The organism is Escherichia sp. WS33 (genome assembly GCF_046486385.1).
Classification (GTDB): Bacteria; Pseudomonadota; Gammaproteobacteria; order Enterobacterales; family Enterobacteriaceae; genus ECMA0423.
Map to the genome: position 1 here is coordinate 13,795 of NZ_JBJQLJ010000012.1, position 26,787 is coordinate 40,581.

A 26,787-nucleotide genomic window follows, 5' to 3' on the forward strand; every position below is an offset into this window, starting at 1 on the left:
GTAAACTCCTTTTACTGGCATATATATGTTTTGTTTTCATCGATAACGTGTTGAAAAGTAATAGTACAGAATAAGTTCTGTTCATCATTGAGAGCAACTTTTATTCCAGTGGGAATTTCATCTACGCGAATAAAAAGGCGACTACCCTGGCCAACGACTCCAATATTATTTTCCTGGAGATCCAGTACGTCATAGCCAAAGGTTAATGGCGAACCATCGGGACGCAGTGCCTGTATATACCAGGGCTTACGTTGGTCAGTTGTAAACTGCACATAAGAAACTGCTCCACGGTAAGGTGCAATAATTTGACGATTGCCCTGCAATTCTGTTTCACTTTCACTGTTTGCTATATCAAGTACCAGATGGTTTTCACGATGAGGTATTATCAGGTCGTAAACAACCTGGCCTTTGCTGTTTGTTCGATTGTATTTTTGTCCATTAATATGTGCACCTTCTAACCCAGGCGCATCCAGAATTGCAAATGTATCGGATAACTGGTTAGTGATATTAATACCACCGGGCCAGACAACTAATCCACTACTAATACTTCCACCACTTTGCCAGGCGTTTTTAGAATGACTATAGCTGCCATCTATTATGGCGATGGGAGTTCTCCAGCTTAAATTCGTACCAAGCGAGGTATCATTATTTTGTTGTTGCTGATTAACATATATACCATAATTTAACTGATCATGTTCACCGGCTATGCCAGTAATTCCAGTATTGTTGGAGGAATAGCCATCTTTGGAAAATGAGGTCGAATTCGATAAGTTAATTTGGTGACGTGTTTTGGCAATATCATCCCCCCAGTAGAAAGGAATGGAGATAAACAGATTAAAACGCTCCTCTTCTTTATTATTTTCATCATAAGATTGGCTGGCAGAGAAAGTATAACTAATGTGTTGCCAGTTATTGGAGTAACTGAATTGGTAATCTTTAGCATTTCCACTTCGCCCCCAGTAATTCCGCCAAAGCGCACTTAATGATACATTTCCCAGATTATTGGATAAAGGTTGCATAATATTAGCAGAAAGGCTATTTTTTCTGCCAATATCATAAAAATCATCATAATCACTCTGATGATAGTGTTTATCATTTTCGTAAAGATGGTCGCTGAATGTCCTGTAATCCTGCGAAGCATAACGCCAGGCGGCCACGCTAAATTGAGTGGCTGTTTGTACTAGATATTTATTATAGGCGACCTGATAGCTCGTACCTTCGTGTCTGGTATCATTATTTAACTTACTACTCGATCGGGCAGCGTAAAAAGAGATGGCACCCAGCGGTGTATTCCAACCATTTCCCAGAGTTATAGCATTATAGTTATCGGATAAAATCGTACCCGATTATGTGATCAGGTTGTTATTATTTAGATTAATGTTTAAAATTTTTAATTTCTTGATGTGAAGTTGATGAAAGTTTAATATTCTTAATTATTCCCTTCTTTATAAGAAGAGCAAGGTGCCATTATTAGAGTGAGAGAGTAGGATGTTTCAGAGTATGCTTCAGATTATTTTTTATTCCTCTGTAGTGAATTAATAATCATCACAGTTAATTTCATTCTGAAATTACTTCTTTTTTGAGATTTTTTAATTTTGATGAGCTATGTTTTTCATAAGGAACATACACTCGTTGATGCTTTTAAGGTATTTTCTCATTTCTGATGATGTTTTGTCGTAATCGTGCATAAACTTATTAAGTTCTTTATACACATCATTATTTAGCTTTACATTGTCGCGAACTAAAGTTTGTACCAATGGTATCAAAATTTCGAAACGGGACGGTTTGTCATCAATACTTGCCAGGGTTTTGAATACTCCTGTGTATCTGTAACCTAAGTGCTTATTGACAAGTTGAGTGGTCCATCGACCAGGCATAATATCTTCACAGAGCAAATTTTTTATTCTGGTATTAGTGAATGATGCTCCAAATATGTTGCTTTTTTTAATGAAGAGATTATTAATTTCTCCATTTGAAAAGATGGTGTTTGATAAGTCGCTTTCAAAACATAATATATTGGATAATACACAACCAAAATAATACCCATATGAAAGGTCGCTCTTTTCTATTGTTATATTTGATAGCAACATTTTATGTATATTAATATTAAGGGCAGTCAAATACTGGATGTTTTGCTCGTTAAGTTCATGCATCTCCAGAGATTTATTATAGGGTAATAAAAGTATAAATTCCTTTACATTATTTCCGCAGTAAGAAAAGACAACATCAAATTTATTGGTGATTGTGTTTTCAGTTGAGCAGTAAGCTGATTTTTTTATTAATCGACTGGGTATGCTTTTAAATAAAGATAATTTTTTACATAGTTGTGAATATGCAATATTGCTAGTTTTAAAGTTCTGCCACATTATTCCCTGGTTATCATCTATCGATGAGGAGGGGATTTTATTGCATTGCTCATTGTATAGCTCAGGGAAAATATTTTTTTTAATAAGCTTTTTGATTTCCTGGTTAAGATGACTTTTTTTCTTGTCTATTGCACTGTATTTTGCGTTTTGTGACGTTTCCTGATGATCATAAAATGACTGGAGATTTCTGCAGGCCTCATAAAATATTTCAGGAGTATATAGCTGTGGGTATATTTCTTGGTTGAAGTTTGCCTTTAAAAAATTAACGAATTTTTCATGGCATTCTTGGTATATCTTAATCTCTTCAGAAAGACATTCGCTTGTTCTGTCATCAAAAACATCCAATCTAAGTAATGTGATACCTTTGTGTTTAAAAAAAATAAAATTGAACTGTATGTTCTATGAGTTTACATCTATAAAAATATGCATCTCTCAGATGAGTATATTGAAAAAAATGATGAAGGACTGGAGATGGTTTAGGCAAGTTATGGCTTCTAAAAAAGTCATCAAACAAAATTAAGAACTCTGTTTTATACTCGCAAAATACTTTTACTAACTCATTTTGTCTTGTTTTATTTATTATTACATCATCTACTATATTTGATTTATAAAGACAATGTGGCGAAGTTGAGATACCATTTGTCATTATCAGTCCTTGAAGTTGATGAATTTTTATTAATTTAATTTATGAGTGAATGTGACTACTATCAAAAATAGCTCATTAATTTTATGAAGTAGAATATAAATAGGTATTTAACCTGTGTTGATTGTTGTTAATTATTTACAAGATCTAATAAGGAGATATTTATGAATGGTTAAAGTGTATAGGAATTTAATTCAAAAATAGAGTGGTCTTAAGTTTAATACCTCAATGTGTATCACAATATCCACATTCTTTGTAGGGGAGTCTGGAGATTGAGTAGATATTCTTGTTCAGAATGTATCAGCCGATGGTTCTACGATTCTTAAGCCACGAAGAGTTCAGAAAGTGTAACGGCATGTCTGCAAAAGCCAGCATCTTTTGACTATCTGGCAACCGGTAGTGTGTTCTCTCACGCATCATAAAAGCAGCAGGCATAAAAAAACCCGCTTGCGCGGGCTTTTTCACAAAGCTTCAGCAAATTGGCGATTAAGCCAGTTTGTTGATCTGTGCAGTCAGGTTAGCCTTATGACGTGCAGCTTTGTTTTTGTGGATCAGACCTTTAGCAGCCTGACGGTCCACGATCGGTTGCATTTCGTTAAATGCTTTCTGTGCAGCAGCTTTGTCGCCAGCTTCGATAGCTGCGTATACTTTCTTGATGAAAGTACGCATCATAGAGCGACGGCTTGCGTTGTGCTTACGAGCCTTTTCAGACTGAATGGCGCGCTTCTTAGCTGATTTGATATTAGCCAAGGTCCAACTCCCAAATGTGTTCTATATGGACAATTCAAAGGCCGAGGAATATGCCCTTTTAGCCTTCTTTTGTCAATGGATTTGTGCAAATAAGCGCCGTTAATGTGCCGGCACTCGTTACGTAGTGATGGCGCAGGATTCTACCAGCTTGCGGGGTGTGAATACAGCTTTTCCGCGATAAAAATTGCAGCAGGCGGTCACTTTCTTCCCGTGATTTGCGCCATGGCAATGAAAAGCCACTTCTTTCTGATTTCGGTACTCAATCGCCGGTTAACCTTGACCGCTGTACAAGGTATACTCGGACGATTTTCACTGTTTTGAGCCAGACATGAAGCTGATACGCGGCATACATAATCTCAGCCAGGCCCCGCAAGAAGGGTGTGTGCTGACTATTGGTAATTTCGACGGCGTGCATCGCGGTCATCGCGCGCTGTTACAGGGCTTGCAGGAAGAAGGGCGCAAGCGCAACTTACCGGTGATGGTGATGCTTTTTGAACCTCAACCACTGGAACTGTTTGCTACCGATAAAGCCCCGGCACGGCTGACCCGGCTGCGGGAAAAACTGCGTTACCTTGCAGAGTGTGGCGTTGATTACGTGCTGTGCGTGCGTTTCGACAGGCGTTTCGCGGCGTTAACCGCGCAAAATTTCATCAGCGATCTTCTGGTGAAGCATTTGCGCGTAAAATTTCTTGCCGTAGGTGATGATTTCCGCTTTGGCGCTGGTCGTGAAGGCGATTTCTTGTTATTACAGAAAGCTGGCATGGAATACGGCTTCGATATCACCAGTACGCAAACTTTTTGCGAAGGTGGCGTGCGTATCAGCAGCACCGCTGTGCGTCAGGCGCTGGCGGATGACAATCTGGCTCTGGCAGAAAGTTTACTGGGGCACCCGTTTGCCATCTCCGGGCGTGTAGTCCACGGTGATGAATTAGGGCGCACTATAGGTTTCCCGACGGCGAATGTACCGCTACGCCGTCAGGTTTCCCCGGTGAAAGGGGTTTATGCGGTAGAAGTGCTGGGTCTCGGTGAAAAGCCGTTACCCGGCGTGGCAAACATTGGAACACGCCCAACGGTTGCCGGTATTCGCCAGCAGCTGGAAGTGCATTTGTTAGATGTTGCAATGGACCTTTACGGTCGCCATATACAAGTAGTGCTGCGTAAAAAAATACGCAATGAGCAGCGATTTGCGTCGCTGGACGAACTGAAAGCGCAGATTGCGCGTGATGAATTAACCGCCCGCGAATTTTTTGGGCTAACAAAACCGGCTTAAGCCTGTTATGTAATCAAACCGAAACACGGAACCGAGAATCTGATGAGTGACTATAAATCAACCCTGAATTTGCCGGAAACAGGGTTCCCGATGCGTGGCGATCTCGCCAAGCGCGAACCGGGAATGCTGGCGCGTTGGACTGATGATGATCTGTACGGCATCATCCGTGCGGCTAAAAAAGGCAAAAAAACCTTCATTCTGCATGATGGCCCTCCTTATGCGAATGGCAGCATTCATATTGGTCACTCGGTTAACAAGATTCTGAAAGACATTATCGTGAAGTCCAAAGGGCTTTCCGGTTATGACTCGCCGTATGTGCCTGGCTGGGACTGCCACGGTCTGCCGATCGAGCTGAAAGTAGAGCAAGAATACGGTAAGCCGGGTGAGAAATTCACCGCCGCCGAGTTCCGCGCCAAGTGCCGCGAATACGCGGCGACCCAGGTTGACGGTCAACGCAAAGACTTTATCCGTCTGGGCGTGCTGGGCGACTGGTCGCACCCGTACCTGACCATGGACTTCAAAACTGAAGCCAACATCATCCGCGCGCTGGGCAAAATCATCGGCAACGGTCACCTGCACAAAGGCGCGAAGCCAGTTCACTGGTGCGTTGACTGCCGTTCTGCGCTGGCGGAAGCGGAAGTTGAGTATTACGACAAAACTTCTCCGTCCATCGACGTTGCTTTTCAGGCGGTCGATCAGGATGCACTGAAAGCAAAATTTGCCGTAAGCAACGTTAACGGCCCAATCTCGCTGGTGATCTGGACCACTACGCCGTGGACTCTGCCTGCGAACCGCGCAATCTCTATTGCACCTGATTTCGACTATGCGCTGGTGCAGATCGACGGTCAGGCCGTGATTCTGGCGAAAGATCTGGTTGAAAGCGTAATGCAGCGTATCGGCGTGACCGATTACACCATTCTCGGCACGGTAAAAGGTGCGGAGCTTGAGTTGCTGCGCTTTACCCATCCGTTTATGGGCTTCGACGTTCCGGCAATCCTCGGCGATCACGTTACCCTGGATGCCGGTACCGGTGCCGTTCACACCGCGCCTGGCCACGGCCCGGACGACTATGTGATCGGTCAGAAATACGGCCTGGAAACCGCTAACCCGGTTGGCCCGGACGGCACTTATCTGCCGGGCACTTATCCGACGCTGGATGGCGTGAACGTCTTCAAAGCGAACGACATCGTCGTTGCGCTGCTGCAGGAAAAAGGCGCGCTGCTGCACGTTGAGAAAATGCAGCACAGCTATCCGTGCTGCTGGCGTCACAAAACGCCGATCATCTTCCGCGCGACGCCGCAGTGGTTCGTCAGCATGGATCAGAAAGGTCTGCGTGCGCAGTCACTGAAAGAGATCAAAGGCGTGCAGTGGATCCCGGACTGGGGCCAGGCGCGTATCGAGTCGATGGTTGCTAACCGTCCTGACTGGTGTATCTCCCGTCAGCGCACCTGGGGCGTACCGATGTCACTGTTCGTGCACAAAGACACGGAAGAGCTGCATCCGCGTACTCTCGAACTAATGGAAGAAGTGGCAAAACGCGTTGAAGTTGACGGCATCCAGGCGTGGTGGGATCTTGATGCGAAAGAGATCCTCGGCGATGAAGCTGATCAGTACGTGAAAGTGCCGGACACATTGGATGTATGGTTTGACTCCGGATCTACCCACTCTTCTGTTGTTGACGTGCGTCCGGAATTTGCCGGTCACGCAGCGGACATGTATCTGGAAGGTTCTGACCAGCACCGTGGTTGGTTCATGTCTTCCCTGATGATCTCCACCGCGATGAAAGGCAAAGCGCCGTATCGTCAGGTACTGACCCACGGCTTTACCGTGGATGGTCAGGGTCGCAAGATGTCTAAATCCATCGGCAACACCGTTTCGCCGCAGGATGTGATGAACAAACTGGGCGCGGATATTCTGCGTCTGTGGGTGGCATCAACTGACTACACCGGTGAAATGGCCGTTTCTGATGAGATCCTGAAACGTGCTGCCGACAGCTATCGTCGTATCCGTAACACCGCGCGCTTCCTGCTGGCAAACCTGAACGGTTTTGATCCGGCAAAAGATATGGTGAAACCGGAAGAGATGGTGGTACTGGATCGCTGGGCCGTAGGTTGTGCGAAAGCGGCACAGGAAGACATCCTCAAGGCGTACGAAGCATACGATTTCCACGAAGTGGTACAGCGTCTGATGCGCTTCTGCTCCGTTGAGATGGGTTCCTTCTACCTCGACATCATCAAAGACCGTCAGTACACCGCCAAAGCGGACAGTGTGGCGCGTCGTAGCTGCCAGACTGCGCTGTATCACATCGCAGAAGCGCTGGTGCGCTGGATGGCACCAATCCTCTCCTTCACCGCTGATGAAGTGTGGGGCTACCTGCCGGGCGAACGTGAAAAATACGTCTTTACCGGTGAGTGGTACGAAGGCCTGTTTGGTCTGGCAGACAGTGAAGCGATGAACGATGCGTTCTGGGACGAGCTGTTGAAAGTGCGTGGCGAAGTGAACAAAGTCATTGAGCAAGCGCGTGCCGACAAGAAAGTGGGTGGCTCGCTGGAAGCGGCAGTAACCTTGTATGCAGAACCGGAACTGTCGGCGAAACTGACCGCGCTGGGCGATGAATTACGATTTGTCCTGTTGACCTCCGGCGCTACCGTTGCAGACTATAACGACGCACCTGCTGATGCTCAGCAGAGCGAAGTACTCAAAGGGCTGAAAGTCGCGTTGAGTAAAGCCGAAGGTGAGAAGTGCCCACGCTGCTGGCACTACACCCAGGATGTCGGCAAGGTGGCGGAACACGCAGAAATCTGCGGCCGCTGTGTCAGCAACGTCGCCGGTGACGGTGAAAAACGTAAGTTTGCCTGATGAGTCAATCGATCTGTTCAACAGGGCTACGCTGGCTGTGGCTGGTGGTAGTCGTGCTGATTATCGATCTGGGCAGCAAATACCTGATCCTCCAGAACTTTGCTCTGGGGGATACGGTCCCGCTGTTCCCGTCGCTTAATCTGCATTATGCGCGTAACTATGGCGCGGCGTTTAGTTTCCTTGCCGATAGCGGCGGCTGGCAGCGTTGGTTCTTTGCCGGTATTGCGATTGGTATTAGCGTGATCCTGGCAGTGATGATGTATCGCTCGAAGGCCACGCAGAAGCTAAACAATATCGCTTATGCGCTGATTATTGGCGGCGCGCTGGGCAACCTGTTCGACCGCCTGTGGCACGGCTTCGTTGTCGATATGATCGACTTCTACGTCGGCGACTGGCACTTCGCCACCTTCAACCTTGCCGATACTGCCATTTGTGTCGGTGCGGCACTGATTGTGCTGGAAGGTTTTTTGCCTTCTAAAGCGAAAAAACAATAATAAACCCTGCCGGATAAGGCCTACAGATTGCTGCGAAATCGTAGGCCGCATCCGGCAAAAATCCTCAAAATATAAGAGCAAACCTGCATGTCTGAATCTGTACAGAGCAATAGCGCCGTCCTGGTGCACTTCACGCTAAAACTCGAGGATGGCACCACCGCCGAGTCTACCCGCAACAACGGTAAACCGGCGCTGTTCCGCCTGGGTGATGCTTCTCTTTCTGAAGGGCTGGAGCAACACCTGTTGGGGCTGAAAGTGGGCGATAAAACCACCTTCTCGTTGGAGCCAGATGCGGCGTTTGGCGTGCCGTCACCGGACCTGATTCAGTACTTCTCCCGCCGTGAATTTATGGATGCAGGCGAGCCAGAAATTGGCGCAATCATGCTTTTTACCGCAATGGATGGCAGTGAGATGCCTGGCGTGATCCGCGAAATTAACGGCGACTCCATTACCGTTGATTTCAACCATCCGCTGGCCGGGCAGACCGTTCATTTTGATATTGAAGTGCTGGAAATCGATCCGGCACTGGAGGCGTAACATGCAGATCCTGTTGGCCAACCCGCGTGGTTTTTGTGCCGGGGTAGACCGCGCTATCAGCATTGTTGAAAACGCGCTGGCCATTTACGGCGCACCGATATATGTCCGTCACGAAGTGGTACATAACCGCTATGTGGTCGATAGCTTGCGTGAGCGTGGGGCTATCTTTATTGAGCAGATTAGCGAAGTACCGGACGGCGCGATCCTGATTTTCTCCGCACACGGTGTTTCTCAGGCGGTACGTAACGAAGCAAAAAGTCGCGATTTGACGGTATTTGACGCGACCTGTCCGCTGGTGACCAAAGTGCATATGGAAGTCGCCCGCGCTAGTCGCCGTGGCGAAGAATCTATTCTCATCGGTCACGCCGGGCACCCGGAAGTGGAAGGCACGATGGGTCAGTACAGCAACCCGGAAGGGGGAATGTATCTGGTTGAATCACCAGACGATGTGTGGAAACTGACGGTCAAAAACGAAGAGAAACTCTCCTTTATGACCCAGACCACGCTGTCGGTGGATGACACGTCTGATGTGATCGACGCGCTGCGTAAACGCTTCCCGAAAATTGTCGGTCCGCGCAAAGATGACATCTGCTACGCCACGACTAACCGACAGGAAGCGGTACGTGCCCTGGCCGAACAGGCGGAAGTTGTGCTGGTGGTCGGTTCGAAAAACTCCTCTAACTCCAACCGTCTGGCGGAGCTGGCCCAGCGTATGGGCAAAAGCGCGTTTTTGATTGATGATGCGAAAGATATCCAGGAAGAGTGGGTGAAAGAGGTTAAATGCGTCGGCGTGACTGCGGGCGCATCGGCTCCGGATATTCTGGTGCAGAATGTGGTGGCACGTTTGCAACAGCTGGGCGGTGGTGAAGCCATTACGCTGGAAGGACGTGAAGAAAACATTGTTTTCGAAGTGCCGAAAGAGCTGCGTGTCGATATTCGTGAAGTCGATTAAGTCATTAGCAGCCTAAGTTATGCGAAAATGCCGGTCTTGTTACCGGCATTTTTTATGGAGAAAACATGCGTTTACCTATCTTCCTCGATACTGACCCCGGCATTGACGATGCCGTCGCCATTGCCGCCGCGATTTTTGCACCCGAACTCGACCTGCAACTGATGACCACCGTCGCGGGTAATGTCTCGGTTGAGAAAACTACCCGCAATGCCCTGCAACTGCTGCATTTCTGGAATGCGGAGATTCCGCTCGCCCAAGGGGCCGCTGTGCCGCTGGTACGCGCACCGCGTGATGCGGCATCTGTGCACGGCGAATCGGGAATGGCTGGCTACGACTTTGTTGAGCACAACCGAAAGCCGCTCGGGATACCGGCGTTTCTGGCGATTCGGGATGCCCTGATGCGTGCACCAGAGCCTGTTACCCTGGTGGCCATTGGCCCGTTAACCAATATTGCGCTGTTACTTTCACAATGCCCGGAATGCAAGCCGTATATTCGCCGTCTGGTGATCATGGGTGGTTCTGCCGGACGCGGCAACTGTACGCCAAACGCCGAGTTTAATATCGCTGCCGATCCAGAAGCGGCTGCCTGTGTCTTCCGTAGCGGAATCGAAATCGTCATGTGCGGTCTGGATGTCACCAATCAGGCAATATTAACCCTTGACTATCTCGCTACTTTGCCGGAGTTGAATCGCACCGGAAAAATGCTTCATGCACTGTTTAGCCACTACCGTAGCGGCAGTATGCAAAGCGGTCTGCGAATGCACGATCTCTGCGCCATCGCCTGGCTGGTGCGCCCGGACTTATTCACCCTCAAGCCGTGTTTTGTCGCGGTAGAAACTCAAGGCGAATTTACCTCAGGCACGACGGTGGTTGATATCGACGGTTGCCTGGGCAAACCAGCCAATGTAAAGGTGGCATTGGATCTGGATGTGAAAGGCTTCCAGCAGTGGGTGGCTGAGGTGCTGGCTCTGGCGTCGTAACCTGTCACATGTTATCGGCATGCAGTCATTCATCGACTCATGCCTTTCACTGATATCCCTCCCTGTTTATCATTAATTTCTAATTATCAGCGTTTTTGGCTGGCGGCGTAGCGATGCGCTGGTTACTCTGAAAACGGTCTATGCAAATTAACAAAAGAGAATAGCTATGCATGATGCAAACATCCGCGTTGCCATCGCGGGAGCCGGGGGGCGTATGGGCCGCCAGTTGATTCAGGCGGCGCTGGCATTAGAAGGCGTGCAGCTGGGCGCGGCGCTGGAGCGCGAAGGATCTTCTTTACTGGGCAGCGACGCCGGTGAGCTGGCTGGTGCAGGGAAAACAGGCGTTACCGTGCAAAGCAGCCTCGATGCGGTAAAAGATGATTTTGATGTGTTTATCGATTTTACCCGTCCGGAAGGTACGCTGAACCATCTCGCTTTTTGTCGCCAGCATGGCAAAGGGATGGTGATCGGCACTACGGGGTTTGACGAAGCCGGTAAACAGGCGATTCGTGACGCCGCCGCCGATATTGCGATTGTCTTTGCCGCCAATTTTAGCGTTGGCGTTAACGTCATGCTTAAGCTGCTGGAGAAAGCAGCCAAAGTGATGGGTGACTACACCGATATCGAAATTATTGAAGCACATCATAGACATAAAGTTGATGCGCCGTCAGGCACCGCACTGGCAATGGGAGAGGCGATCGCCCACGCCCTTGATAAAGATCTGAAAGATTGCGCGGTCTACAGTCGTGAAGGCCACACCGGTGAACGTGTGCCTGGCACCATTGGTTTTGCCACCGTGCGTGCAGGTGACATCGTTGGCGAACATACCGCGATGTTTGCCGATATTGGCGAGCGTCTGGAGATCACCCATAAGGCGTCCAGCCGCATGACATTTGCTAACGGCGCGGTAAGATCGGCTTTGTGGTTGAGTAGTAATGAAAGTGGTCTTTTTGATATGCGAGATGTGCTTGATCTCAATAGTTTGTAACCACAAAATATTTGTTATGGTGCAAGAATAACACATTTAATTTATTGATTATAAAGGGCTTTAATTTTTGGCCCTTTTATTTTTAGTGTTATGTTTTTAAATTGTCTATAAGTGCCAAAAATTACATGTTTTGTCTTCGGTTTTTGTTGTTTTAATGTAAATTTTGACCATTTGGTCCACTTTTCCCTACTCGCTTTTATTTCATGCAATCTTCTTGCTGCGCAAGCGTTTTCTAGAACAGGTTATATGATCTTTTTGCCGCTTAATGCCTGTAAAACATGCATGAGCCACAAAATAATATAAAAAATCCCGCCATTAAGTTGACTTTTAGCGCCCATATCTCCAGAATGCCGCCGTTTGCCAGAAATTCGTCGGTAAGCAGATTTGCATTGATTTACGTCATCATTGTGAATTAATATGCAAATAAAGTGAGTGAATATTCTCTGGAGGGTGTTTTGATTAAGTCAGCGCTATTGGTTCTGGAAGACGGAACCCAGTTTCACGGTCGGGCCATAGGGGCAACAGGTTCGGCGGTTGGGGAAGTCGTTTTCAATACTTCAATGACCGGTTATCAAGAAATCCTCACTGATCCTTCCTATTCTCGTCAAATCGTTACTCTTACTTATCCCCATATTGGCAATGTCGGCACTAATGACGCCGATGAAGAATCTTCTCAGGTACATGCACAAGGTCTGGTGATTCGCGACCTGCCGCTGATTGCCAGCAACTTCCGTAATACCGAAGACCTCTCTTCTTACCTGAAGCGCCATAACATCGTGGCGATTGCCGATATCGATACCCGTAAGCTGACGCGTTTACTGCGCGAGAAAGGCGCACAGAATGGCTGCATTATCGCAGGCGATAACCCGGATGCGGCGTTGGCGTTAGAAAAAGCCCGCGCGTTCCCAGGTCTGAATGGCATGGATCTGGCAAAAGAAGTGACCACCGCAGAAGCCTATAGCTGGACACAAGGGAGCTGGACGTTGACCGGCGGCCTGCCAGAAGCGAAAAAAGAAGACGAGCTGCCGTTCCACGTCGTGGCTTATGATTTTGGTGCCAAGCGCAACATCCTGCGGATGCTGGTGGATAGAGGCTGTCGCCTGACCATCGTTCCGGCGCAAACTTCTGCGGAAGATGTGCTGAAAATGAATCCAGACGGCATCTTCCTCTCCAACGGTCCTGGCGACCCGGCCCCGTGCGATTACGCCATTACCGCCATCCAGAAATTCCTCGAAACCGATATTCCGGTATTCGGCATCTGCCTCGGTCATCAGCTGCTGGCGCTGGCGAGCGGTGCGAAGACTGTCAAAATGAAATTTGGTCACCACGGCGGCAACCATCCGGTTAAAGATGTGGAGAAAAACGTGGTGATGATCACCGCCCAGAACCACGGTTTTGCGGTGGATGAAGCAACATTACCTGCAAACCTGCGTGTCACGCATAAATCCCTGTTCGACGGTACGTTACAGGGCATTCATCGCACTGATAAACCGGCGTTCAGCTTCCAGGGTCACCCGGAAGCCAGCCCTGGGCCACACGACGCAGCGCCGTTGTTCGACCACTTTATCGAGTTAATTGAGCAGTACCGTAAAACCGCTAAGTAATCAGGAGTAAAAGAGCCATGCCAAAACGTACAGATATAAAAAGTATCCTGATTCTGGGTGCGGGCCCGATTGTTATCGGTCAGGCGTGTGAGTTTGACTACTCTGGCGCGCAAGCATGTAAAGCCCTGCGCGAAGAGGGTTACCGCGTCATTCTGGTGAACTCCAACCCGGCGACCATCATGACCGACCCGGAAATGGCCGATGCGACCTACATCGAGCCGATTCACTGGGAAGTAGTACGCAAGATTATTGAAAAAGAGCGCCCGGACGCGGTGCTGCCAACGATGGGCGGTCAGACGGCGCTGAACTGCGCGCTGGAGCTGGAGCGTCAGGGCGTGTTGGAAGAGTTCGGCGTGACTATGATTGGTGCGACCGCCGATGCGATTGATAAAGCAGAAGACCGCCGTCGTTTCGACGTAGCGATGAAGAAAATTGGTCTGGAAACCGCGCGTTCCGGTATCGCACACACGATGGAAGAAGCGCTGGCGGTTGCCGCTGACGTGGGCTTCCCGTGCATTATTCGCCCATCCTTTACCATGGGCGGTAGCGGCGGCGGTATCGCTTATAACCGCGAAGAGTTTGAAGAAATTTGCGCCCGCGGTCTGGATCTCTCCCCAACCAAAGAGCTGCTGATTGATGAGTCGCTGATCGGCTGGAAAGAGTACGAGATGGAAGTGGTGCGTGATAAAAACGACAACTGCATCATCGTCTGCTCTATCGAAAACTTTGATGCGATGGGCATCCATACCGGTGACTCCATCACTGTCGCGCCAGCCCAAACGCTGACCGACAAAGAATATCAAATCATGCGTAACGCCTCGATGGCGGTGCTGCGTGAAATCGGCGTTGAAACCGGTGGTTCCAATGTCCAGTTTGCGGTGAACCCGAAAAACGGTCGCCTGATTGTTATCGAAATGAACCCACGCGTGTCCCGTTCTTCGGCGCTGGCGTCGAAAGCGACCGGTTTCCCGATTGCTAAAGTGGCGGCGAAACTGGCGGTGGGTTACACCCTCGACGAACTGATGAACGACATCACTGGCGGACGTACTCCGGCCTCCTTCGAGCCGTCCATCGACTATGTGGTTACTAAAATTCCTCGCTTCAACTTCGAAAAATTCGCTGGTGCTAACGACCGTCTGACCACTCAGATGAAATCGGTTGGCGAAGTGATGGCGATTGGTCGCACGCAGCAGGAATCCCTGCAAAAAGCGCTGCGCGGCCTGGAAGTCGGTGCGACTGGATTCGACCCGAAAGTGAGCCTCGATGACCCGGAAGCGTTAACCAAAATCCGTCGCGAACTGAAAGATGCTGGCGCAGAGCGTATCTGGTACATCGCCGATGCCTTCCGTGCGGGCCTGTCTGTGGACGGCGTGTTCAACCTGACCAATATTGACCGCTGGTTCCTGGTACAGATTGAAGAACTGGTGCGTCTGGAAGAGAAAGTAGCGGAAGTGGGCATCACTGGCCTGAACGCTGAATTCCTGCGCCAGCTGAAACGCAAAGGCTTTGCCGATGCGCGTCTGGCAAAACTGGCGGGCGTGCGCGAAGCGGAAATCCGCAAGCTGCGCGACCAGTATGACCTGCACCCGGTTTATAAGCGCGTGGATACCTGTGCGGCAGAGTTCGCCACCGACACCGCTTACATGTACTCCACTTATGAAGAAGAGTGCGAAGCGAATCCGTCTACCGACCGTGAAAAAATCATGGTTCTCGGCGGCGGCCCGAACCGTATCGGTCAGGGTATCGAATTCGACTACTGCTGTGTACACGCCTCGCTGGCGCTGCGCGAAGACGGTTACGAAACCATTATGGTTAACTGTAACCCGGAAACCGTCTCCACCGACTACGACACTTCCGATCGCCTCTACTTCGAGCCAGTAACTCTGGAAGATGTGCTAGAAATCGTGCGTATTGAGAAGCCGAAAGGCGTTATCGTTCAGTACGGCGGTCAGACCCCGCTGAAACTGGCGCGCGCGCTGGAAGCTGCTGGCGTACCGGTTATCGGCACCAGCCCGGATGCTATCGACCGTGCAGAAGACCGTGAACGCTTCCAGCATGCGGTTGAGCGTCTGAAACTGAAACAACCGGCGAACGCCACCGTTACCGCTATTGAAATGGCGGTAGAGAAGGCGAAAGAGATTGGCTACCCGCTGGTGGTACGTCCGTCTTACGTTCTCGGCGGTCGGGCGATGGAAATCGTCTATGACGAAGCTGACCTGCGTCGCTACTTCCAGACGGCGGTCAGCGTGTCTAACGATGCGCCAGTGTTGCTGGATCACTTCCTTGATGACGCGGTAGAAGTTGACGTGGATGCCATCTGCGACGGCGAAATGGTGCTGATTGGCGGCATCATGGAGCACATCGAGCAGGCGGGCGTGCACTCCGGTGACTCCGCATGTTCTCTGCCAGCCTACACCTTAAGTCAGGAAATTCAGGATGTGATGCGCCAGCAGGTGCAGAAACTGGCCTTCGAATTGCAGGTGCGCGGTCTGATGAACGTGCAGTTTGCGGTGAAAAACAACGAAGTCTACCTGATTGAAGTTAACCCGCGTGCGGCGCGTACCGTTCCGTTCGTCTCCAAAGCCACCGGCGTACCGCTGGCAAAAGTGGCGGCGCGTGTGATGGCTGGCAAATCGCTGGCTGAGCAGGGCGTAACCAAAGAAGTTATCCCGCCGTACTACTCGGTGAAAGAAGTGGTGCTGCCGTTCAATAAATTCCCGGGTGTTGACCCGCTGTTAGGGCCAGAAATGCGCTCCACCGGGGAAGTGATGGGCGTGGGCCGCACCTTCGCTGAAGCGTTTGCCAAAGCGCAGCTGGGCAGCAACTCCACCATGAAGAAACACGGTCGTGCGTTGCTTTCCGTGCGCGAAGGCGATAAAGAACGCGTGGTGGACCTGGCGGCAAAACTGCTGAAACAGGGCTTCGAGCTGGATGCGACCCACGGCACGGCGATTGTGCTGGGCGAAGCGGGCATTAATCCGCGTCTGGTGAACAAGGTGCATGAAGGCCGTCCGCACATTCAGGACCGCATCAAGAATGGCGAATATACCTACATCATCAACACCACTTCAGGCCGTCGCGCGATTGAAGACTCCCGCGTGATCCGTCGCAGTGCGCTGCAATATAAAGTGCATTATGACACCACCCTGAACGGTGGTTTCGCTACCGCGATGGCGCTGAATGCCGACGCGACCGAAAAAGTAATTTCGGTGCAGGAAATGCACGCGCAGATCAAATAATAGCGTGTCATGGCGGATATTTTTCATCCGCTAATTTGATCGAATAAGTAATACGGTTCTCTGATGAGGACCGTTTTTTTTGCCCATTAAGTAAATCTTTTGGGGAATCGATATTTTTGATGACATAAGCAGGATTTAGCTCACACTTATCGACGGTGAAGTTGCATACTATCGATATATCCACAATTTTAATATGGCCTTGTTTAATTGCTTCAAAACGAGTCATAGCCAGACTTTTAATTTGTGAAACTGGAGTTCGTATGTGTGAAGGATATGTTGAAAAACCACTCTACTTGTTAATCGCCGAATGGATGATGGCTGAAAATCGGTGGGTGATAGCAAGAGAGATCTCTATTCATTTCGATATTGAACACAGCAAGGCGGTTAATACCCTGACTTATATTCTGTCGGAAGTCGCAGAAATAAGCTGCGAAGTTAAGATGATCCCTAATAAGCTGGAAGGACGGGGATGCCAGTGCCAGCGACTGGTAAAAGTGGTCGATATCGATGAGCAAATTTACGCGCGCCTGCGCAATAACAGCCGGGATAAATTAGTCGGCGTAAGAAAGACGCCGCGTATTCCTGCCGTTCCGCTCACGGAACTTAACCGCGAGCAGAAGTGGCAGATGATGTTGTCAAAGAGTATGCGTCGTTAATTTTATCTCGTTGATACCGGGCGTCCTGCTTGCCAGATGCGATGTTGTAGCATCTTATCCAGCAACCAGGTCGCATCCGGCAAGATCACCGTTTAGGCGTCACATCCGTCGTCCCCTGCAAACGGGGGCGATTTTCCTCCATTTGCCTCAGTGGCTGTGTTTCATGTAACGATGCATGACAGCGCCCGACAAGATCCTGATACTCTTTGGTATTCAACCGTTTCCAGTGTAACTCGTCGTCACTAACACTGCGTACAGCGCGGGCTGGCGTACCCATCAACAACTGGCGTTTCTCGCCGTGAAAGCCTGCTTTGACAAAGCTCATGGCGGCAACAATGCTCTCTTCGCCAATGACCGCGCCATCCATAATCACGCTGTTCATCCCGACCAATGCATCGCGACCAATCACACAACCATGCAGGATCGCTCCGTGCCCGATATGGCCGTTTTCCCCAACGATGGTGTCAGTGTCGCAGTAGCCATGCATAATGCAGCCATCCTGAATATTGGCTCCCGCTTGCACGATCAACCGCCCGTAGTCACCACGCAGTGAGGCGAGTGGGCCGATGTAGACACCGGCTCCCACAATCACATCGCCAATCAAGACGGCACTGGGATGGACAAACGCCGTCGGGTGAACCACCGGAATTAACCCCTCAAAGGCGTAATAGCTCACGGTTGTTAACGTCCTTTCCACACCGGATCGCGCTTCTCGGCAAACGCCAGCGGCCCTTCAATGGCATCCTCCGAATGCAGAACCGACGGATAGTGTTTCAACACGCCGCTGCGAATATAGCGATACGCTTCTTCTACCGGCATTTCGCTGGTGGTGCGGAAGATCTCTTTCAGCGCCGCAATCGCCAGCGGGGCGCTGTTAACCAGCTGCTGCGCCAGTTCGCGGGCGTTATCCATCAGTTCCGCCTGGCTAACCACGCGGTTGACTATCCCCCAACGCAGCGCCTCTTCTGCGCCCATTCGTCTGCCGGTCATCACCATTTCATTGACGATGGCAGGCGGCAGGATCTTCGGTAGACGCAGCACGCCGCCGCTGTCAGGAACGATGCCCAGCTTGGCTTCCGGCAGGGCGAAGCTGGCGTTATCGGCACAAACAATAAAATCTGCCGCCAGCGCCAGTTCGAAACCGCCGCCAAAGGCATAGCCGTTCACAGCTGCGATAACCGGTTTGTCGAGATTGAAAATTTCGGTTAATCCCGCAAATCCACCCGGGCCAAAGTCAGCATCCGGTGCTTCGCCTTCTGCTGCCGCTTTTAAATCCCAGCCCGCGGAAAAGAACTTCTCTCCGGCACCGGTAATAATGGCGACACGTAATTGCGGATCGTCACGGAAATTTAGAAATACTTCGCCCATTTCAAAGCTGGTTTTTGCATCAATAGCATTCGCTTTTGGACGATCAAGGGTAATTTCCAGAATTGATCCATTGCGGGTCAGATGTAATGATTCACTCATTCCTTTTCTCCATTTTTGCTTTTTCAGGGACGACAACATCCCTGCAAAAAATGCATATTGTTTTATAGCGTGATTATTAGCTGGCAGGGTAGTTCCCTGCTGTTTCATTTATTTCAGATTCTTTCTAATTATTTTCCCCGAGCAATTACGTGGCAGATCTTTTCTGATCTCCAGATAAGAGGGCACTTTAAATTTCGCCATATTTTGTTCGCAGAAGCGGAAAAATTCCTCTTCGCTCAATGTTTCACCTTCATTCAGCACCACAAATGCTTTGATGGCTTCATCGCGAATCGAATCTTTAATACCCACAACCACGATATCCTGAATTTTTGGATGGGTGGCGATGATATTTTCCAGCTCCACGCAGGAGACATTCTCGCCACCGCGTTTGATCATATTGCAGCGGCGATCGACGAAATAAAAAAAGCCCTCTTCGTCGCAGTATCCGGTATCGCCGGTATGTAGCCAGCCGTCGGCTTCCAGCACTTTCGCAGTGGCTTTCGGGTTGAGAAAATACTCTTTGAAGATGGTTTTCCCTGGTACGCCTTTAATACAGATTTCACCGATCTCACCTGCCGGGAGCGGGCGATTGTGATCGTCGCGGATCTCCGCTTCGTAGCAAAACCCCGCCCGACCAATCGACGGCCAGCGTCGTTTATCGCCAGGGCGATCGCCGATAATGCCCACAATGGTTTCCGTCATCCCATAAGACGTCAGCAAGCGAACGCCGAAGCGTTCACAAAACGCATCTTTTTCCTGCTCCGACAAGTTGAGATAAAACATCACTTCCCGCAGGCGGTGTTGCCGATCGTTCGCTGAAGGCGGCTGCACCATCAACGTACGGATCATCATCGGAATACATTCGGTAATGGTGGCGCGGTACTTCTGCACCTGTCCCCAGAAGGCGCGGGCGCTGTATTTCTCGACCAGCACAAAGGTGGCCCCGGCAGAAAACGCCGCCATCGCCGCAGTACACTGGCAATCGATATGAAACGCAGGCATTACCGTCAGGTAGACGTCATCGTCACGCAGTGCACACTGCCAGGCGGAGTAATATCCAGCGAAGCGCAGGTTGTAATGGGTAATCACCACACCTTTCGGTCGGGAGGTGGTGCCGGAGGTGAAGAGAATTTCCGCCGTATCGTCAGTCGATAGCGGCGGTGCATAGCACAAGGTGGCAGGTTGTTGATTTTTCAGTTGAGTAAACGAACTCACGCCATCATCAGCGGGAAGTGCCACATCTGTCAGGCAAATGTGCCGCAATTGAGTGGCATCTTCCTGCTGAATCTGTTGATACATAGGATAGAATTGCGCACTGGTCACCAGCAGGCACGCCTGGCTATTTTGCAGGATCCACGCGCTTTCCTCGCGTAACAGGCGGGCGTTAATCGGCACCATAATCGCGCCAATTTTTGCCAGCCCGAACCAGCAAAAGATAAATTCCGGGCAGTTGTCGAGATGTAGTGCAACCTTGTCGCCTTTGCGAATCCCCAGCGTATAAAACAGGTTTGCCGTGCGGTTAATCTCCTGATTTAACTCAAGATAACTATACCGGTTAACGACTCCGCCGCTGGATTCACAAATCAGCGCCGTTTTATGACCGTAAACGTCCGCAAGATCGTCCCACATTTGACGTAGATGTTGTCCGCCAATGATATCCATTGCACCTCTATCCATTTTTGTTCGTTTGTTATTGGGCGGGCGCTAGTCAGGCAAGCCGACTGACGCCACGCGTTTAGTCCTCAACTTTGGCCAGACCTTTGCTGACCAACTCCTGAATGTCGTTTTCGCTGTAGCCGATATTTTTCAAAATGGCAGCCGTGTCCATGCCATGTGAGGGCATTCCGCGCCAGATTTGTCCGGGGTTATTTTTGAATTTCGGCATGATGTTCGGCCCTTTGCAGGTGCGACCATCCATCGTTTGCCACTGAGTGATTGATTCACGGGCAACATACTGTGGATTGCTTTCCAGTTCCGGTACGGTCAGTACTTTGGCACAGGCGATATTCAGTTCGGCAAAGCGTTCTTTAACTTCTGCGATGGTATGTGCCGCCAGCCAGGCATCGAGTTTTTCTTCTACCAGTGGGCCGTAAGGGCATTCGATACGGTGGATAAGCTGAGTGCCTTCCGGGATTTCCGGCGTACCGAGTAGATGTGCGAGGCCAATATCTTTAAAGCACTCTTCAATTTGGGTAATGCCCACCAGTTCCATCACGATGTAGCCGTCGGCGCATTTATACAGACCGCAACCGGCGTAGTAGGGATCTTTACCTTTGCTCATGCGCGGGCACATTTCGCCGCCGTTGAAGTAATCCATCATGAAGTACTGGCCCATACGCAGCATCACTTCATACATGGCGATGTCGATACTTTCGCCTTTACCGGTTTCACGCACTTTATGCAGTGCTGCCAGCGCCGCCGTGGTGGCGGTCAGGCCAGAAAAGTAATCGGCGGTATACGGGAAGGCAGGCATTGGCTGGTCAACATCACCGTTCTGAATCAGGTAACCACTAAAGGCCTGGGCGATAGTGTTATAGGCCGGAAGATTGGTGTACTCCTCGGTGCCGTACTGACCAAAACCGGACAGGTGAGCGATAACCAGTTTCGGGTTGTGCTGCCACAGTACTTCATCGGTAATGCCACGACGGGCAAAGGCCGGACCTTTACTGGCTTCGATGAAGATATCGGTGGTTTCCATTAATTTCAGAAACGCTTCGCGGCCTTCATCTTTGAAAATATTTAACGACAGCGCGTGCAAATTGCGGCGGGAGAGTTGCGGGTAGTTCGGTTGAACGCGAATGGTGTCGGCCCAGGCGACGTTCTCGATCCAGATAACTTCCGCGCCCCATTCTGCGAACATTTGCCCGGCAAACGGTCCGGCGATTTCGATACCGGAGAAGACAACGCGCAATCCGGCCAACGGCCCGAATTTCGGCATGGGTAGATGATCCATTATTTGCTCCTGAAAAATTTATGTAGCGCATGACTGCCGGATGCGGCGTAAACGCTTTATCCGGCCTACATTCGTGCTCCCGTAGGCCTGATAAGACGCATCAGCGTCGCATCAGGCAGCGCATTGACTTAGCGGTATTGCTTCAGCACCGCACGACCCAGCGTCAGGATCTGCATTTCGTCAGATCCCCCGGAGACGCGGTCTACACGCAGGTCACGCCAGAAGCGGCTGATGCGGTGGTTGCCCGCAATCCCGACACCGCCCAGCACCTGCATTGCGCTATCCACCACTTCAAATGCCGCATTGGCGCAGAAGTATTTGCACATCGCTGCATCGCCAGAGGTGATGGTGCCGTTGTCTGCTTTCCACGCTGCTTCATACAGCATGTTTTTCATGGAGTTTAATTTGATCGCCATGTGGGCGAATTTTTCCTGAATCAACTGGAAACGACCAATAGCCTCGCCAAACTGCACGCGCTGGTTGGCGTAGCGCGCCGCATCTTCAAAGGCGCACATCGCCGTACCGTAGTTGGTCAGGGCTACCAGGAAACGTTCATGGTCGAACTCTTCTTTGACGCGGTTAAAGCCGTTACCTTCCCGACCGAACATGTCTTTCTCGTCCAGTTCCACGTCGTCAAAGGTGATTTCACAGCAGCTATCCATACGCAGACCGAGCTTTTCAAGTTTGGTCACTTTGATGCCCGGTTTGCTCATATCAACAAACCATTCGGTGTAGACAGGTTTGTCCGGAGAAGCCCCGTCGCGCGCCATCACCACGATGTACGGGGTGTAGGCGCTGCTGGTAATAAAACACTTACTACCATTAAGATAAATCTTACCATTTCTACGGGTATAAGTCGTTTTCAGGCTACCCACGTCGGAGCCCGCGCCCGGTTCGGTAATCGCTGAGTTCCACATCTGCTTACCGGTGCCGCGGAAAGCCATAATCTTGTCGATCTGCTCTTGTGTGCCTTCGCGCAGGAAGGTGTTGAACCCGCCCGGCAACTGGTACAGTACATAGGTTGGTGCCCCCAGACGTCCCAGCTCCATCCACACGGCGGCGAGAGTAACAAACCCCGCGTCCAGACCACCGTGCTCTTCAGGGATCAGCAGACTGTCGATACCCATATCCGCCAGTGCTTTGACAAAACGTTCCGGGTAGACGCTGTCACGGTCGCACTCGGCAAAATAGGCCTCCCAGTTTTCGCTGGCCATCAGTTCGCGGATACCGGCGACAAACAGTTCCTGCTCATCATTTAAATTAAAATCCATCTTTCAACCTCTTGATATTTTGGGGGTTAATTAATCTTTCCAGTTCTGTTTCGCGTCTTTAATAAAGGAGAGCGTCACCATAATGTTGACGAAGAACAGCGGGCATCCTCCGGCGATAATGGCGGTTTGAATCGGTTTCAGGCCGCCGAGCGCCAGCAGAACAATACCGATAATGCCAACCAGAATTGACCAACCGATACGCACCAGCAGCGGTGGTTCTTCACCATCGCGTACTTCGCGGCAAGTGGACATCGCCAGGGTATAAGAGCAGGCGTTAACCAGCGTAACGGTGGCAATAAAGCAGAGGATGAAGAAGCCCCACATGGTGGCGGTGCTGAGTGGCAGAGCGGCCCAGGTTTCGATGATGGCGCGCGCCACACCGTACTGTTCGATCAGATTTGGAATGTTGATGATGTTTTTATCCATCAACAGCAGAGTGTTACTACCGAGCACGGTCCACAGGATCCAGGTGGATGCTGTCAGCCCCATCACCATGCCGAAGCACAGTTCACGCACAGTACGACCACGGGAGATGCGGGCGAGGAAGATACTCATCTGGATGGCGTAAATCACCCACCATGCCCAGTAGAACACGGTCCAGCCCTGCGGGAAGCCGCCTTTAGCGATGGGATCGGTATAGAACAACATTCGCGGCAGATACATCAGCAACATCCCCACCGAATCGGTGAAGTAGTTCATGATGAAGCTGGCACCGCTGACAATGAACACCCAACCCAGCATCAGGAAGCTCAGGTAACTACGCACGTCACTGGCGATACGTACCCCTTTTTGCAGACCGCAAGCGACGCAAATGGCGTTGAGGATAATCCAGCAGGTAATGATGATAGCGTCCAGTTGCAGGGTATGCGGAATGCCAAACAACCATTGCATACACTCGGTCACCAGCGGCGTGGCAAGGCCCAGACTGGTACCCATCGCGAAGATCAAGGCGACGAGATAGAAGTTGTCGACGATAGTGCCGAACAACCCTTTGGCGTGTTTTTCACCTACCAGCGGCACCAGTGTCGAGCTGGGGCGAATCACTTCCATTTTGCGGACAAAGAAGAAGTAAGCGAAGGCGACTGAAAGGAAGCTGTAAGTGGCCCACGGCAGAGGTCCCCAGTGGAACAAGCTGTAAGCCAGCCCCAACTCTTTCGCCCCTGTCGAGTTCGGTTCTAAGCCAAACGGCGGGGTGGAGATGTAGTAGTAGATCTCAATCGATCCCCAGAACAGTACGGCAGCAGACGTACAGGAGGCGAACATCATAAAGATCCAACTGGCGGTACTAAATTCAGGTGGTTCGTTACCTAAACGCTTTTTGGCATACGGGCCAAACACCAGCCAGAACCAACCGAAAAGCATCACCACCATATACCATTCAAATGCCCATCCCCATACATTGGTGACGTAACTGAATACAGCATTAATAACGACATTCGCTGCATCCAGATCTCTGACTGTAAGCCAACAAAGTATGCCGACGATTATTAACGGCGGAAAGAAAACCTTCGGTTCTATTCCCGTTTTTCTCTTTTCATTCTTCATGAGTTAATTCCACTGTGAAAACGAATATTTATTTTGCGTTCCCGTTTGTTTTATTTTTGTTAACATTTAATATAATTATTATTAACCTCGTGGACGCGTTAATGGCTAACTCATAATGGGTATTCAATAAGCTGCATTCTGTGATTGTTATCACATTTTTGTTTCGGGTGAATAGAGGGCGCTTTTCTCGTTAATTTTGATTATTAATCAGTTTGTTATGTTGTGTTGTGAGTAAAAAAATAGCATCTGACTTTCAATATTGGTGATCCATAAAGCAATATTGAAAATTTCTTTTTGCTACGCCATGTTTTCAATATTGGTGAGGAACTTAACAATATTGAAAGTTGGATTTATCTGCGTGTGACATTTTCAATATTGGTGATTAAAGTTTTATTTCCAAATTAAAGGGCGTGATATCTGTAATTAACACCACCGATATGAACGACGTTTCCTTCATGATTTCTGGAGATGCAATGAAGATTATTACTTGCTATAAGTGCGTGCCTGATGAACAGGATATTGCGGTCAATAATGCTGATGGTTCATTAGACTTCAGCAAAGCCGATGCTAAAATAAGCCAATACGATCTGAACGCTATTGAAGCGGCTTGCCAGCTAAAGCAACAGGCAGCAGAGGCGCAGGTGACGGCCTTAAGTGTGGGCGGTAAAGCCCTGACCAACGCCAAAGGGCGTAAAGATGTGCTATCGCGCGGCCCGGATGAACTGATTGTGGTGATTGATGACCAGTTCGAGCAGGCACTGCCGCAACAAACGGCGAGCGCACTGGCTGCAGCCGCCCAGAAAGCAGGCTTTGATTTGATCCTCTGTGGCGATGGTTCTTCCGACCTTTATGCCCAGCAGGTTGGTCTGCTGGTGGGCGAAATCCTCAATATTCCGGCAGTTAACGGCGTCAGCAAAATTATCTCCCTGGCTGCAGATACCCTCACCGTTGAGCGCGAACTGGAAGATGAAACCGAAACCTTAAGCATTCCGCTGCCTGCGGTTGTTGCTGTTTCCACTGATATCAATTCCCCACAAATTCCTTCGATGAAAGCCATTCTCGGCGCGGCGAAAAAGCCCGTCCAGGTATGGTCGGCGGCGGATATTGGTTTTAACGCAGAGGCAGCCTGGTCAGAACAACAGGTTGCCGCGCCGAAACAGCGCGAACGTCAGCGCATCGTGATTGAAGGCGACGGCGAAGAACAGATCGCCGCATTTGCTGAAAATCTTCGCAAAGTCATTTAATTACAGGGGATGCTATGAACACGTTTTCTCAAGTCTGGGTATTCAGCGATACCCCTTCTCGTCTGCCGGAACTGATGAACGGTGCGCAGGCTTTAGCTAATCAAATCAACACCTTTGTCCTCAATGATGCCGACGGCGCACAGGCAATCCAGCTCGGCGCTAATCATGTCTGGAAATTAAACGGCAAACCGGACGATCGGATGATCGAAGATTACGCCGGTGTCATGGCTGACACTATTCGCCAGCACGGCGCAGACGGCCTGGTGCTGCTGCCAAACACCCGTCGCGGCAAATTACTGGCGGCAAAACTGGGTTATCGCCTTAAAGCGGCGGTGTCTAACGATGCCAGCACCGTCAGCGTACAGGACGGTAAAGCGACAGTGAAACACATGGTTTACGGTGGTCTGGCGATTGGCGAAGAACGCATTGCCACGCCGTATGCGGTACTGACCATCAGCAGCGGCACGTTCGATGCGGCTCAGCCAGACGCGTCACGCACTGGCGAAACGCACACCGTGGAGTGGCAGGCTCCGGCTGTGGCGATTACCCGCACGGCAACCCAGGCGCGCCAGAGCAACAGCGTCGATCTCGACAAAGCCCGTCTGGTGGTCAGCGTCGGTCGCGGTATTGGCAGCAAAGAGAACATTGCGCTGGCAGAACAGCTTTGCAAGGCGATAGGTGCGGAGTTGGCCTGTTCTCGTCCGGTGGCGGAAAACGAAAAATGGATGGAGCACGAACGCTATGTCGGTATCTCCAACCTGATGCTGAAACCTGAACTGTACCTGGCGGTGGGGATCTCCGGGCAGATCCAGCACATGGTTGGTGCTAATGCATCGCAAACCATTTTCGCCATCAATAAAGATAAAAATGCGCCGATCTTCCAGTACGCGGATTACGGCATTGTTGGTGACGCCGTGAAGATCCTTCCGGCGCTGACCGCAGCTTTAGCGCGTTGATCCACTCTGGCAG

General features: G+C 50.2%; 20 protein-coding genes and 2 pseudogenes. 13 read left to right on the forward strand and 9 right to left on the reverse strand.

Annotated features, from left to right (window positions below; all coding sequences use genetic code 11):
- Positions 1 to 11 precede the first annotated feature (11 nt).
- The 3 genes and pseudogenes from ACJHXA_RS11755 to rpsT form a co-directional block, all read right to left on the reverse strand.
- A pseudogene (locus ACJHXA_RS11755) lies at positions 12 to 1,343 on the reverse strand (fimbria/pilus outer membrane usher protein); the annotation flags it as partial.
- Positions 1,344 to 1,589: 246 nt separating this feature from the next.
- Positions 1,590 to 3,012, reverse strand: a pseudogene (gene espX1, locus ACJHXA_RS11760) (type III secretion system effector EspX1).
- Between the two features lie 483 nt (positions 3,013 to 3,495).
- A complete protein-coding gene (gene rpsT, locus ACJHXA_RS11765; protein WP_001274021.1) occupies positions 3,496 to 3,759 on the reverse strand; it encodes a 30S ribosomal protein S20 in 264 nt (87 codons plus the stop codon).
- A gap of 102 nt (positions 3,760 to 3,861) precedes the next feature.
- On the opposite strand from rpsT, the gene ACJHXA_RS11770 reads away from it, so the two are divergent.
- The 11 genes from ACJHXA_RS11770 (at position 3,862) to caiF (ending at position 17,338) form a co-directional block, all read left to right on the forward strand.
- Complete coding sequence (locus ACJHXA_RS11770; RefSeq protein WP_001295417.1) at positions 3,862 to 4,080, forward strand: DUF2575 family protein; 219 nt, start codon at positions 3,862 to 3,864, stop codon at positions 4,078 to 4,080.
- Positions 4,081 to 4,087: 7 nt separating this feature from the next.
- Entirely contained in the window at positions 4,088 to 5,029 is a 942-nt protein-coding gene (gene ribF / locus ACJHXA_RS11775) for a bifunctional riboflavin kinase/FAD synthetase (RefSeq protein ID WP_000767329.1), read from the forward strand.
- Positions 5,030 to 5,071: 42 nt separating this feature from the next.
- The gene (ileS, locus tag ACJHXA_RS11780) at positions 5,072 to 7,888 is read left to right on the forward strand and encodes an isoleucine--tRNA ligase (RefSeq protein ID WP_001286857.1); all 2,817 of its coding nucleotides are present in this window, start codon (positions 5,072 to 5,074) and stop codon (positions 7,886 to 7,888) included.
- Positions 7,888 to 8,382, forward strand: a complete 495-nt coding sequence (gene lspA, locus ACJHXA_RS11785) for a signal peptidase II (protein ID WP_000083369.1) — start codon at positions 7,888 to 7,890, stop codon at positions 8,380 to 8,382. Before ileS ends, lspA begins: the two co-directional genes overlap by 1 nt.
- An 87-nt stretch (positions 8,383 to 8,469) precedes the next feature.
- The gene (fkpB, locus tag ACJHXA_RS11790; RefSeq protein ID WP_000004666.1) at positions 8,470 to 8,919 is read left to right on the forward strand and encodes an FKBP-type peptidyl-prolyl cis-trans isomerase; all 450 of its coding nucleotides are present in this window, start codon (positions 8,470 to 8,472) and stop codon (positions 8,917 to 8,919) included.
- Position 8,920: 1 nt separating this feature from the next.
- Positions 8,921 to 9,871: a 4-hydroxy-3-methylbut-2-enyl diphosphate reductase gene (gene ispH / locus ACJHXA_RS11795; protein WP_001166406.1), complete on the forward strand. Its 951-nt coding sequence runs from the start codon at positions 8,921 to 8,923 to the stop codon at positions 9,869 to 9,871.
- Positions 9,872 to 9,936: 65 nt separating this feature from the next.
- Entirely contained in the window at positions 9,937 to 10,851 is a 915-nt protein-coding gene (rihC, locus tag ACJHXA_RS11800) for a ribonucleoside hydrolase RihC (RefSeq protein ID WP_001239131.1), read from the forward strand.
- A gap of 166 nt (positions 10,852 to 11,017) precedes the next feature.
- Positions 11,018 to 11,839, forward strand: a complete 822-nt coding sequence (gene dapB / locus ACJHXA_RS11805; RefSeq protein WP_103262120.1) for a 4-hydroxy-tetrahydrodipicolinate reductase — start codon at positions 11,018 to 11,020, stop codon at positions 11,837 to 11,839.
- Between the two features lie 455 nt (positions 11,840 to 12,294).
- Complete coding sequence (carA, locus tag ACJHXA_RS11810; protein ID WP_000597260.1) at positions 12,295 to 13,443, forward strand: glutamine-hydrolyzing carbamoyl-phosphate synthase small subunit; 1,149 nt, start codon at positions 12,295 to 12,297, stop codon at positions 13,441 to 13,443.
- Between the two features lie 17 nt (positions 13,444 to 13,460).
- A complete protein-coding gene (gene carB / locus ACJHXA_RS11815) occupies positions 13,461 to 16,682 on the forward strand; it encodes a carbamoyl-phosphate synthase large subunit (RefSeq protein WP_001126376.1) in 3,222 nt (1,073 codons plus the stop codon).
- 260 nt (positions 16,683 to 16,942) lie between these two features.
- The gene (gene caiF, locus ACJHXA_RS11820) at positions 16,943 to 17,338 is read left to right on the forward strand and encodes a carnitine metabolism transcriptional regulator CaiF (RefSeq protein WP_000333120.1); all 396 of its coding nucleotides are present in this window, start codon (positions 16,943 to 16,945) and stop codon (positions 17,336 to 17,338) included.
- A gap of 85 nt (positions 17,339 to 17,423) precedes the next feature.
- Here the strand turns inward: caiF and caiE are convergent, their stop codons facing one another.
- The 6 genes from caiE to caiT all read right to left on the reverse strand — a co-directional run bounded on the left by caiE (position 17,424) and on the right by caiT (position 24,574).
- Positions 17,424 to 18,014 carry a carnitine operon protein CaiE gene (gene caiE, locus ACJHXA_RS11825; protein ID WP_000122876.1) on the reverse strand — a complete coding sequence of 197 codons (591 nt, stop codon included), beginning with the start codon at positions 18,012 to 18,014 and terminating at the stop codon, positions 17,424 to 17,426.
- A gap of 5 nt (positions 18,015 to 18,019) precedes the next feature.
- A complete protein-coding gene (caiD, locus tag ACJHXA_RS11830) occupies positions 18,020 to 18,805 on the reverse strand; it encodes a crotonobetainyl-CoA hydratase (RefSeq protein WP_000004397.1) in 786 nt (261 codons plus the stop codon).
- Between the two features lie 108 nt (positions 18,806 to 18,913).
- Complete coding sequence (gene caiC / locus ACJHXA_RS11835) at positions 18,914 to 20,467, reverse strand: crotonobetaine/carnitine-CoA ligase (protein ID WP_001297614.1); 1,554 nt, start codon at positions 20,465 to 20,467, stop codon at positions 18,914 to 18,916.
- A gap of 73 nt (positions 20,468 to 20,540) precedes the next feature.
- Positions 20,541 to 21,758: an L-carnitine CoA-transferase gene (caiB, locus tag ACJHXA_RS11840; RefSeq protein ID WP_000349932.1), complete on the reverse strand. Its 1,218-nt coding sequence runs from the start codon at positions 21,756 to 21,758 to the stop codon at positions 20,541 to 20,543.
- A 128-nt stretch (positions 21,759 to 21,886) separates the two neighbouring features.
- The gene (gene caiA, locus ACJHXA_RS11845; protein ID WP_000347117.1) at positions 21,887 to 23,029 is read right to left on the reverse strand and encodes a crotonobetainyl-CoA dehydrogenase; all 1,143 of its coding nucleotides are present in this window, start codon (positions 23,027 to 23,029) and stop codon (positions 21,887 to 21,889) included.
- A 30-nt stretch (positions 23,030 to 23,059) separates the two neighbouring features.
- Positions 23,060 to 24,574, reverse strand: a complete 1,515-nt coding sequence (gene caiT, locus ACJHXA_RS11850) for an L-carnitine/gamma-butyrobetaine antiporter (protein WP_000787111.1) — start codon at positions 24,572 to 24,574, stop codon at positions 23,060 to 23,062.
- A 473-nt stretch (positions 24,575 to 25,047) separates the two neighbouring features.
- Between caiT and ACJHXA_RS11855 the strand changes: the two genes are divergently transcribed.
- Together ACJHXA_RS11855 and ACJHXA_RS11860 are read left to right on the forward strand one after the other, a co-directional pair.
- The gene (locus ACJHXA_RS11855; RefSeq protein WP_000692200.1) at positions 25,048 to 25,818 is read left to right on the forward strand and encodes an electron transfer flavoprotein FixA; all 771 of its coding nucleotides are present in this window, start codon (positions 25,048 to 25,050) and stop codon (positions 25,816 to 25,818) included.
- 14 nt (positions 25,819 to 25,832) lie between these two features.
- Positions 25,833 to 26,774 (forward strand): electron transfer flavoprotein subunit alpha/FixB family protein, encoded by a 942-nt coding sequence (locus tag ACJHXA_RS11860; protein WP_001091499.1) that lies wholly within the window; start codon positions 25,833 to 25,835, stop codon positions 26,772 to 26,774.
- Positions 26,775 to 26,787 lie beyond the last annotated feature (13 nt).

Coding starts and splice junctions, on each gene's coding strand:
- ACJHXA_RS11770 (WP_001295417.1), top strand. CDS start 3,862: ATGTGCCGGCACTCGTTACGTAGTGATGGCGCAGGATTCTACCAGCTT.
- ribF (WP_000767329.1), top strand. CDS start 4,088: ATGAAGCTGATACGCGGCATACATAATCTCAGCCAGGCCCCGCAAGAA.
- ileS (WP_001286857.1), top strand. CDS start 5,072: ATGAGTGACTATAAATCAACCCTGAATTTGCCGGAAACAGGGTTCCCG.
- lspA (WP_000083369.1), top strand. CDS start 7,888: ATGAGTCAATCGATCTGTTCAACAGGGCTACGCTGGCTGTGGCTGGTG.
- fkpB (WP_000004666.1), top strand. CDS start 8,470: ATGTCTGAATCTGTACAGAGCAATAGCGCCGTCCTGGTGCACTTCACG.
- ispH (WP_001166406.1), top strand. CDS start 8,921: ATGCAGATCCTGTTGGCCAACCCGCGTGGTTTTTGTGCCGGGGTAGAC.
- rihC (WP_001239131.1), top strand. CDS start 9,937: ATGCGTTTACCTATCTTCCTCGATACTGACCCCGGCATTGACGATGCC.
- dapB (WP_103262120.1), top strand. CDS start 11,018: ATGCATGATGCAAACATCCGCGTTGCCATCGCGGGAGCCGGGGGGCGT.
- carB (WP_001126376.1), top strand. CDS start 13,461: ATGCCAAAACGTACAGATATAAAAAGTATCCTGATTCTGGGTGCGGGC.
- caiF (WP_000333120.1), top strand. CDS start 16,943: ATGTGTGAAGGATATGTTGAAAAACCACTCTACTTGTTAATCGCCGAA.
- caiD (WP_000004397.1), bottom strand. CDS start 18,805: ATGAGTGAATCATTACATCTGACCCGCAATGGATCAATTCTGGAAATT.
- caiC (WP_001297614.1), bottom strand. CDS start 20,467: ATGGATATCATTGGCGGACAACATCTACGTCAAATGTGGGACGATCTT.
- caiB (WP_000349932.1), bottom strand. CDS start 21,758: ATGGATCATCTACCCATGCCGAAATTCGGGCCGTTGGCCGGATTGCGC.
- caiA (WP_000347117.1), bottom strand. CDS start 23,029: ATGGATTTTAATTTAAATGATGAGCAGGAACTGTTTGTCGCCGGTATC.
- caiT (WP_000787111.1), bottom strand. CDS start 24,574: ATGAAGAATGAAAAGAGAAAAACGGGAATAGAACCGAAGGTTTTCTTT.
- ACJHXA_RS11855 (WP_000692200.1), top strand. CDS start 25,048: ATGAAGATTATTACTTGCTATAAGTGCGTGCCTGATGAACAGGATATT.
- ACJHXA_RS11860 (WP_001091499.1), top strand. CDS start 25,833: ATGAACACGTTTTCTCAAGTCTGGGTATTCAGCGATACCCCTTCTCGT.